The 8,177-nt window shown below is 69.2% G+C and carries 11 protein-coding genes; 4 read left to right on the top strand and 7 right to left on the bottom strand.

The genetic code is table 11. The annotated features are described in order from the left end of the window. Positions 1 to 128: DUF5937 family protein (locus ABT116_RS36285; RefSeq protein WP_351642985.1), on the bottom strand; the 128-nt coding region annotated here is incomplete at its 3' end. A 101-nt stretch (positions 129 to 229) separates the two neighbouring features. Beyond that, on the bottom strand, positions 230 to 973 hold the full coding sequence (gene aztA, locus ABT116_RS36280; protein ID WP_351642983.1) for a zinc ABC transporter ATP-binding protein AztA: 744 nt from the start codon (positions 971 to 973) through the stop codon (positions 230 to 232). Between the two features lie 14 nt (positions 974 to 987). On the opposite strand from aztA, the gene aztB reads away from it, so the two are divergent. From aztB to aztD, 4 genes are all read left to right on the top strand, one after another. Beyond that, positions 988 to 1,845, top strand: a complete 858-nt coding sequence (gene aztB / locus ABT116_RS36275) for a zinc ABC transporter permease AztB (protein WP_351642981.1) — start codon at positions 988 to 990, stop codon at positions 1,843 to 1,845. 20 nt (positions 1,846 to 1,865) lie between these two features. Beyond that, positions 1,866 to 3,095: a hypothetical protein gene (locus ABT116_RS36270; RefSeq protein ID WP_351642978.1), complete on the top strand. Its 1,230-nt coding sequence runs from the start codon at positions 1,866 to 1,868 to the stop codon at positions 3,093 to 3,095. Further along, positions 3,092 to 4,051 carry a zinc ABC transporter substrate-binding protein AztC gene (aztC, locus tag ABT116_RS36265; RefSeq protein ID WP_351642975.1) on the top strand — a complete coding sequence of 320 codons (960 nt, stop codon included), beginning with the start codon at positions 3,092 to 3,094 and terminating at the stop codon, positions 4,049 to 4,051. Before ABT116_RS36270 ends, aztC begins: the two co-directional genes overlap by 4 nt. 95 nt (positions 4,052 to 4,146) lie before the next feature. Then, positions 4,147 to 5,346, top strand: coding sequence for a zinc metallochaperone AztD (gene aztD / locus ABT116_RS36260; protein ID WP_351642972.1), 1,200 nt, complete (start codon positions 4,147 to 4,149; stop codon positions 5,344 to 5,346). Positions 5,347 to 5,455: 109 nt separating this feature from the next. Here aztD and ABT116_RS36255 read toward each other — a convergent pair whose 3' ends face one another. The 5 genes from ABT116_RS36255 to ABT116_RS36235 all read right to left on the bottom strand — a co-directional run bounded on the left by ABT116_RS36255 (position 5,456) and on the right by ABT116_RS36235 (position 7,993). Next, positions 5,456 to 5,596 carry a hypothetical protein gene (locus tag ABT116_RS36255; RefSeq protein ID WP_351642969.1) on the bottom strand — a complete coding sequence of 47 codons (141 nt, stop codon included), beginning with the start codon at positions 5,594 to 5,596 and terminating at the stop codon, positions 5,456 to 5,458. A 262-nt stretch (positions 5,597 to 5,858) separates the two neighbouring features. Further along, the gene (locus tag ABT116_RS36250; RefSeq protein ID WP_351642966.1) at positions 5,859 to 7,031 is read right to left on the bottom strand and encodes a GTP-binding protein; all 1,173 of its coding nucleotides are present in this window, start codon (positions 7,029 to 7,031) and stop codon (positions 5,859 to 5,861) included. Positions 7,032 to 7,042: 11 nt separating this feature from the next. Further along, positions 7,043 to 7,213, bottom strand: coding sequence for a 50S ribosomal protein L32 (gene rpmF, locus ABT116_RS36245; RefSeq protein WP_097258509.1), 171 nt, complete (start codon positions 7,211 to 7,213; stop codon positions 7,043 to 7,045). A gap of 96 nt (positions 7,214 to 7,309) precedes the next feature. After that, positions 7,310 to 7,627: an ArsR/SmtB family transcription factor gene (locus ABT116_RS36240; protein ID WP_351642963.1), complete on the bottom strand. Its 318-nt coding sequence runs from the start codon at positions 7,625 to 7,627 to the stop codon at positions 7,310 to 7,312. A 63-nt stretch (positions 7,628 to 7,690) separates the two neighbouring features. Beyond that, on the bottom strand, positions 7,691 to 7,993 hold the full coding sequence (locus ABT116_RS36235) for a hypothetical protein (RefSeq protein WP_351642960.1): 303 nt from the start codon (positions 7,991 to 7,993) through the stop codon (positions 7,691 to 7,693). Between the last annotated feature and the right edge of the window lie 184 nt (positions 7,994 to 8,177).

Here is an 8,177-nt window from a genome sequence, read left to right as displayed (position 1 = left end):
CCGTGCTGGACGGGGTGGTGCTTGGGCTCCACCAGCACATGGAGACTCAGTACGGCTTCCATCGTCGGCGAGTAGGCGAACCCCACCCGCTCCGCTCCGCCCGCAGGAACCCGGAACACGATCGTCATGACCCGTCATCCTCGCCGCACGGCGTCCACGAGGGGAGCCGCGCCGCGCCGAAGGTCAGGCGCGAGCGGCGGGGAACGACCAGCATCTGGCGGCCGTCGCCTCACACCGGTTGCCAGATCTGGGCGAGCGTTGAGGCGGTGAGAAGTTGCTCGGGGTTTCCCTGCGCCGCCAGCCGACCCTCGCGGAGCAGGAGGCAGGCGTCCGCCGAGCGTGCGGCTTCCAGGTCGTGGGTGGCCTGGACGACGGTCCTGCCGTCGGCGACCAGCTCCGTCAGCAGAGCGGCGATCCGGTCCCTAGCTTCGGGGTCCAGGCCCGTGGTCGGTTCGTCCAGGAGGAGCAGGTCGGACTCCTGGGCGAGTCCTTGGGCGATCAGGGCGCGTTGCCGCTGTCCGCCGGAGAGTTCTCCGAGTTGGCGGGTGGCGAGGTCGGTGATGCCGAGCCTCTCCATGGACTGGTCCACGGTGGCATGGTCCTTCCGGGTCAGTCGGCGCCATGGCCCGCGGTCGCCCCAGCGCCCCATCTCCACTGTCTGCCTGACCGTGAGCGGCAGTGCGTCGGTGACGGCGCTGCGCTGCGGGACGAACGCCGGCGGCCGGTCGCCGACGTGGTGGAGCCGGCCTGATGTGGGTTGGATCACTCCGGCCATGACTCCGAGCAGGGTGGACTTCCCGCTGCCGTTCGGGCCGACGAATGCGGTGATCGCCAACGCCGGTATTTCCGCGTCGAGTTGACGAAGGACGGGGCGGCCGGGGTATCCGGCGGAGAGCTCCGTGAAGCGGACTCGGGGCGTCCGGATCTCGGCGACTGCGGGAGGGCCCCCCTGTGTTCTGAACATGGTTTTCATTATAGTGCGTTTATATGGAGTGGTTGACGGGTCCCTTCGAGGTGACCTTCGTGCAGCGGGCCCTGTGGGGCGGAATGTTGGTGTCGGCGATCTGCGCCTTGGCGGGCACCTGGGTGGTGCTCAGGGGTATGGCCTTCCTCGGTGACGCCATGTCGCACGGGCTGCTGCCCGGAGTCGCGCTCGCCGCGCTGTTCGGCGGCAACCTGCTGCTGGGGGCGCTGCTGAGCGCGGCCGTCATGACCGTCGGCGTCACGGCTCTCGGCCGCACGCCGAGGCTGTCCCAGGACACCGGTATCGGCCTGCTGTTCGTGGGGATGCTGTCGCTCGGTGTGATCACCGTGTCGCGCTCGCAGTCCTTCGCGGTCGACCTGACCGGGTTCCTCTTCGGTGACGTCCTCGCCGTCCGCGAGCAGGACCTGGTGCTGCTGGGGGTGGCGCTGCTGCTGGCGCTGGTCGTCTCGGTCCTCGGCCACAGGGCTTTCCTCGCCCTGGCCTTCGACTCACGCAAGGCCCAGACGCTCGGGCTGCGCCCGCGCCTGGCTCATGCGGTGCTGCTCGGCCTGCTGGCACTGGCCATCGTCGCCTCCTTCCACATCGTGGGCACGCTGCTGGTGCTCGGCCTGCTCATCGCCCCGCCGGCCGCAGCGCTGCCCTGGGCGCGCAGTGTGCGGGGCGTCATGGCCCTCGCGGCGCTCCTCGGCATCACCGCCACCTTCGGTGGCCTGTTGCTGTCCTGGCACTTGAGCACCGCGGCCGGCGCGACCGTCTCGGCCCTCGCGGTGAGCCTGTTCTTCCTCTCCCACCTGGCATCCGGCCTCCGCCACCGCAGCCGTGCGCGCCTTCTCGGCGCTCACGCCACAGCGACCGACTGAAAGAACCTGAGGCGATCCCTTTGCTCGTCCGAAGCAACGTCATACCTTGGGCGCCCGCCGCGCTCGTGACGATCTCCCTGCTCGCCACGAGTTGTGCGAGCCACGACGACACCGCGTCAGCCCCGAAGGCCACCGCCTCGGCGTCCGCTCCGCACGGTTACGTCGAAGGGGCCCAGGAGAAGGCCGAGCAGCAGTCCCGGCTGCTGCTCAACGACCCGGCGACGGGCGAAACCCGGGTACTCGATCTGATCACCGGGAAGACACACAAGGTGTCCCAGGCGACGGACACCACCGAACTCACCACCGACGGTCGCTTCGGCTACTTCCACACCGCGGGCAGCACGCGCGTCCTGGACAGCGGCGCCTGGATGGTGGACCACGGCGACCACGTCCACTACTACCGCGCGGCGATACGTGACGTGGGCCGGGTGGCCGGGGGCCCGGGCACCCGTATCCGCAGCGATGCCGCCGTGACCGCGGTGACCGACGAGGACGGCCGGGCCAGGATCTACCGCCGGGCCGGTCTGGCGAATGGCAAGGTCGGCTCCGCCCGCACGCTTCCCGGTACGCACGCGGGAGCTGTCGTGCCGTACGCGGAGCACCTGCTCGGCGTCACGGAGGACCGGAAGGTCGCGGTGTACGACCGCGAGGGCAAGCGGGCCGCGTCGCCGGACGCCCGATGCGAGGAGGTGCGGGGGGACGCCGTCACCCGGCGCGGCGTCGTCCTCGGCTGCGAAGACGGCGCCCTGCTCGTCCGTGAGGCCGACGGCACATTCACGGCCGAGAAAATCCCGTACGGCAGCGACGTGCCCGAAGCGGAACGGGCCACGGCCTTCCGGCACCGGCCCGGCAGCGACACGCTCACGGCGCCGGCCGGGAAGCGGGCCGTGTGGGTCCTGGATGTCGGCGAACGCACGTGGAAACGGGTGAGGACCGGTTCCGTCGTCTCCGCCAACACCGCCGGTGAGGGCTCCGTCCTGATCGTCCTGGAGACCGACGGAGCACTCCACGGCTACGACATCGCCACCGGCAAACAGGTCTCCAGGACAAAGCCGCTTCTGACAGGCGCCTCCGAGACCGGTACCGACGGGAAGGCGGGACCGGTCATCGAAGTCGACCGCAGCCGCGCCTACCTCAACGACCCCAAGGGCAAACGGGTGTACGAGATCGACTACAACGACAACCTGCGCCTCGCGCGCACCTTCGACCTGGACATCGAGCCGGCCCTGATGGTGGAGACCGGACGATGACCACACGCACGAGAGGGTCGCGGCGGCTGCGCACCCTCCTGCCGGTCCTGCTCACCCTCGCTCTGACCGGTGCCGGCACCGGCTGTACGAGCAGCGACGACCGGCCCCGGGTGGTCGTGACGACCAACATCCTGGGCGATGTCACGCAGGAGATCGTCGGCGACGAGGCCGATGTGACCGTGCTGATGAAGCCGAACGCCGACCCGCACTCCTTCGGCCTGTCGGCCGTGCAGGCCGCCGAGTTGGAGCGTGCCGACCTGGTGGTCTTCAACGGGCTGGGTCTGGAGGAGAACGTGCTGCGGCACGTGGAGGCCGCCCGCGAGGCAGGGGTGGCAACCTTCGAGGCCGGCAAGGCGGCAGACCCGCTCACCTTCCAGGCGCATGACGATGGTGGCCCCGAGGAGGACGCCGGGCAGCCCGACCCGCACTTCTGGACCGACCCCGACCGCGTCCGCAAGGCCGCCCGCCTGATCGCCGACCAGGTCGTCCAGCACGTGGACGGCGTCGACGAGAAGGCGGTCCGCGACAACGCCGACCGCTACGACGACCAACTCGCCGATCTGACCGCCTGGATGGACAAGTCCTTCGACCGCATACCCGAGCAGCGACGCGCGTTGGTGACCAACCACCACGTCTTCGGCTACCTCGCCGAACGCTTCGGCTTCCGGGTGATCGGCGCGGTGATCCCGAGCGGTACGACGCTGGCCTCACCCAGCTCCTCCGACCTGCGCTCCCTCACCCAGGCCATGAGCGAGGCAGGCGTACAGACCGTATTCGCCGACTCCTCCCAGCCCAAGCGGCTGGCCGAGGTCCTGCGCACCGAACTGGGCGGCGGCGTGCGCGTCATCGAGCTCTACTCCGAATCGCTGACCGAGAAGGGCAAGGGCGCCGGCACCTACCTGCAGATGATGCGCGCCAACACCACCGCCATGACCGACGGCCTGACCGGCGCCTGAACCAGCCCGCCCCGCACATGAACCCTGGCCGACCGGCCGCCCAAGCACACCCCCACCCACTGCCGCACCCGCGCGGCACAGAAAGGAACACACCGGTGAACAAGTCCATACGCAACAGAGCCTTCACGGGCACGGCCCTCGCCCTGGCGGCCTCCGCGGTCCTGACCGCATGCGGAGGGGATGACAGCTCCTCGTCCGACACGAAGGCCAAGGCCGCGCCGGGCGCGAAGGCCGTAGCGGTCAAGGACCCGCTGATCGCCACCTTCGACGGCGGCCTGTACGTCCTGGACGGTGAGAGCCTGAAGCTGGCCGACACGATCGAGCTGCCCGGCTTCAACCGCCTCAACCCCGCCGGCGACGACTCCCACGTCATCGTCTCCACCGACGCCGGCTTCCGCGTCCTGAACGCTGCCGAACAGACCTTCACCGGCATCGAGTACAAGGGCGCGAAGCCGGGGCACGTCGTCCAGCACGCCGGCAAGACGGTCCTGTTCACCGACGGCACCGGCGAGGTCAACGTCCTCGACCCCGACGACCTCGCAGGCGGCAAGAAGCCGCAAGGCCGCACCTACACCTCCGCCGAACCGCACCACGGCGTCGCCATCGAACTGACCAACGGCGAACTCATCACCACCCTCGGCACCGAGGAGAAGCGCACCGGCGCCCTCGTCCTGGACAAGAACAACAAGGAGATCAAGCGCAACGAGAACTGCCCCGGCGTCCACGGCGAGGCCACCGCCAAGGGCGAAGCCGTCGGCATCGGCTGCGAGGACGGCCTCCTGCTCTACAAGAACGGCAAGTTCACCAAGGTCGACGCCCCCGACGACTACGGCCGCATCGGCAACCAGCGCGGCAGCGACACCTCGCCCATCCTCCTGGGCGACTACAAGACCGACCCGGAAGCCGAACTGGAGCGGCCCACCCGCATCTCCCTCATCGACACCGAGACCGCGAACCTGCGCCTGGTCGACCTGGGCACCAGCTACTCCTTCCGCTCGCTCGGCCGCGGACCCCACGGCGAGGCCCTCGTCCTCGGCACGAACGGCACGCTCCACGTCATCGATCCGGAGACGGGCAAGGTGGAGAAGAAGATCCCCGTCGTCGGAGAGTGGCAGGAGCCGCTGGACTGGCAGCAGCCTCGGCCCACCCTCTTCGTCCGCGACCACACCGCGTACGTCTCAGAACCGGGCAAGCGCCAACTGCACGCCGTCGACATCGAATCGGGCAAGAAGGTCACGTCCGTGACCCTGCCGAAGAGCACGAACGAACTGTCCGGCGTCGTCACCGGCCACTGATCCTCCGACTCGGCGAGGGCACTCGGTACCTGGCCCACGCGCACGCCGGTCAGGTCACCCGGCCGGCCACTCTTCCCTGATCGGATGAGTGCCCGAGCACGTCGGCGCGCTACAACCGCGCCGACGTGCTCGCAAGGCTGACGGGGGAGTTGAAGGTCCGCTGTTGACGATGCCCGGCCAGAACGGGCGGGACGGCTTCGGTGGCGAGGAAGTCCGCGACCCATCGGTCGAACAGGCTGGTGCGCAGCACCGTGCCGCAGGCTCGGCAGATCGTCGAAGCGGGCGAAGTCGCAGTCGATGGAGGCGACGATCTCCCCGGCCCGCGGTCGCGCAGGATGGCGTCGACTTCCGGTTGTCCACTGCTCGCCCGTACAGCGGGATCAGCAGGGTTTCCTGGACCGTGCCAGTCGTACACCGTGCTCCGTCACGCCGGCCTCCCGAGTCGGTCTGCGGGTGTCCGGGATGTACCGGGCGGGCGGTGCCGTGGCTGCGACCACCGCCCGCCCGGAGCCTCAGGGCCGCGCCGCGAGTTCGGGGTGTTCGTGGTCGCAGGTGTCGTCGATGCCGTAGGTGTCCCAGGCGGGGAACGGGTCATCGGCCGACAGGCTTTCGCCGTCCGCGAGCAGACAATCGGTGAGCGCGGAGTGGAGTGCCTCGGAGTGCAGGTGCGTGCCGATGAACACCAGCTCCTGGCCTGCCGGGGTGTCGGTGTCGCGGGCGGCGGAGGGCTCGAAGCGGGCGACGGAGCCGGCCTGTGACCACAGCCCCGTGACCTGCGGACGGCTGGCCAAAGTGAAGAAGCCCTTGGAGCGCAGGACCTGCCCGTAGGCGCCGCTGTCCATCTCCTCGGTCACGAACCGCCACAACCGCCCGGGGTGGAAGGGCAGTCCGGAGCGGAAGACGGTGGAGGAGATGCCGTACTCCTCGGTCTCCGGGACGTGGTCGCCGTTGAGTTCCATGACCCAGCCGGGGGCCTGTTGGGCGCGCTCCAGGTCGAACAGCCGGGTGCCGAGTACGTCCTTGAGCTTCACACGTCCATGCACGGCGGGCACGATCCGGGCCACCGGGTTGAGGCGGGTGAGCGTCGCCCGCAGCCGCTCGGCGGCGGCGTCGTCGACCAGGTCGAGCTTGTTGAGCACGATGACATCGGCGAACTCGATCTGGTCCATCAGCAGGTCGCTGACGGTGCGTTCGTCGTCCTCGTACTGATCGAGGCCACGCTCGACGAGCTCGTCGCCGCCGACCAGTTCGGGGAGGAAGTTGGCGGCGTCCACGACCGTGACCATGGTGTCCAGACGGGCGAAATCGCCGAGGGTGGCGCCGTCGTCGCGGGCGAAGGCGAAAGTGGCCGCGACCGGCATGGGCTCGGAGATGCCGCTGGACTCGATGAGCAGGTAGTCGAACCGCCCTTCCCGGGCCAGCCGGTCCACTTCCTCCAGCAGGTCGTCGCGCAGCGTGCAGCAGATGCACCCGTTGGTCATCTCGACCAGGCGTTCCTCGGTCCGCGACAGTGCCGCCTCGCCGCCGCGCACGAGCGCCGCGTCGATGTTGACCTCGCTCATGTCGTTGACGATGACCGCGACGCGCAGCCCCTCACGGTTGCCGAGCACATGATTGAGCAGCGTCGTCTTCCCCGCACCGAGGAAGCCCGACAGAACGGTCACCGGCAGCCGGTCGAACGTCATACCCGTTCCCCTCAGCCCTCGGGGCGCAGCAGCCCGCGCTCGTAGGCCCTGACCAGGTTCTGCGGTACGAGGTGACGCACGCCGTCGACCGTGACCGGCACCAGCGTCGGCGTGGCGGCCTTCCACTGGGCGCGGCGGTGACGGGTGTTGCTGCGGGACATCTTCCGCTTCGGGACGGCCATGGTTCTCCTTCTCCGGTGTGCGAGAAGGACGCTACATGAAAATGGATCCCATTACGAATGTGTCCCGTGGTGCCGTCGTGCCGTGACGGTGCCGGGCTACTCCTGTGCGTGCCGGATGGCATCCAGGACGATGTGGGCGATGTGCTCGTCCGCGAGGTGGTACCGGATCTCGCGGGCCTGGCGGCGGGTTGTCACGATCCGGGAGTTGCGCAGGACCCGCAGGTGCTGGGAGACCAGCGGCTGGCTCACCCCGAGGGTGGCGACCAGCTCGTGAACGTACTTTCCGCCCTCGGACAGCTCGCGCACGATGCCGAGGCGCACCGGGGAGGCCAGCGCCTTCAGTAGGTCGCTGGCGGCCTCCAGGGCGCGTATCGGTTCGTCTGCCGGGGTTGTCGAGGGAGGAGTCATTGCCATATGCGCATGTTAGCAAGTGGCAATGATTCCCGTGTCCGGCTGCGTGTCGGCGAAGGCTCCGGATCAGTGGTCGTCCCAGTGGCCGTCGTGCGCGGCGTGACGGTGGCCGTCGTGCACGTAGTCCACGTGGTCCTCGTGCGGCACGGCCACATGTCCGCAGTCTTCACCGTGCTGGTGGTCGTGACCCTCGTGGGTGGTGTGGCCGGCACTCGCGCACTCGTCGACGTGACCCTCATGGGCCCTGTGGAGGTGGCCGTCGTGTGCGTAGTCGGTGTGGTCGCCGTGCGGGATGGCTACGTGGCCGCAGCCCTCGCCGTGGGCGTGCGTGTGGTTGTCGTGCGTGCGGTGCTCGGTGGCGGTGGTCATGTGGTGCTCCCGGCGATGCTCTTCGAGTCCCTGCGGCTCGCTGTCCGCAGGCCGTGCATGGTCACATTAACATATGGCAATTCACGCATGTGTGACTCGGAGTGCCCCGCCGTGGGCGAAGTTGCCTCCAGCCCGCTGAACGAGGTCCTTGCGCTGGGCGAGCCACTCGAGGCGGGCGTAGAGC

This window comes from Streptomyces sp. NPDC002130, from assembly GCF_040296465.1.
In the GTDB taxonomy this organism is placed as follows: domain Bacteria; phylum Actinomycetota; class Actinomycetes; order Streptomycetales; family Streptomycetaceae; genus Streptomyces.
Note: the sequence above shows the minus strand (reverse complement) of the source record. Positions and strands in the feature narration are given on the sequence as shown.

What these genes read in the sequence shown, in the direction of transcription:
- aztB (WP_351642981.1), top strand. Translation starts at nt 988, where the DNA reads ATGGAGTGGTTGACGGGTCCCTTCGAGGTGACCTTCGTGCAGCGGGCC.
- rpmF (WP_097258509.1), bottom strand. Translation starts at nt 7,213, where the DNA reads ATGGCCGTCCCGAAGCGGAAGATGTCCCGCAGCAACACCCGTCACCGC.
- ABT116_RS36250 (WP_351642966.1), bottom strand. Translation starts at nt 7,031, where the DNA reads ATGACGTTCGACCGGCTGCCGGTGACCGTTCTGTCGGGCTTCCTCGGT.
- aztA (WP_351642983.1), bottom strand. Translation starts at nt 973, where the DNA reads ATGAAAACCATGTTCAGAACACAGGGGGGCCCTCCCGCAGTCGCCGAG.
- ABT116_RS36240 (WP_351642963.1), bottom strand. Translation starts at nt 7,627, where the DNA reads ATGGCAATGACTCCTCCCTCGACAACCCCGGCAGACGAACCGATACGC.
- aztC (WP_351642975.1), top strand. Translation starts at nt 3,092, where the DNA reads ATGACCACACGCACGAGAGGGTCGCGGCGGCTGCGCACCCTCCTGCCG.
- ABT116_RS36235 (WP_351642960.1), bottom strand. Translation starts at nt 7,993, where the DNA reads ATGACCACCGCCACCGAGCACCGCACGCACGACAACCACACGCACGCC.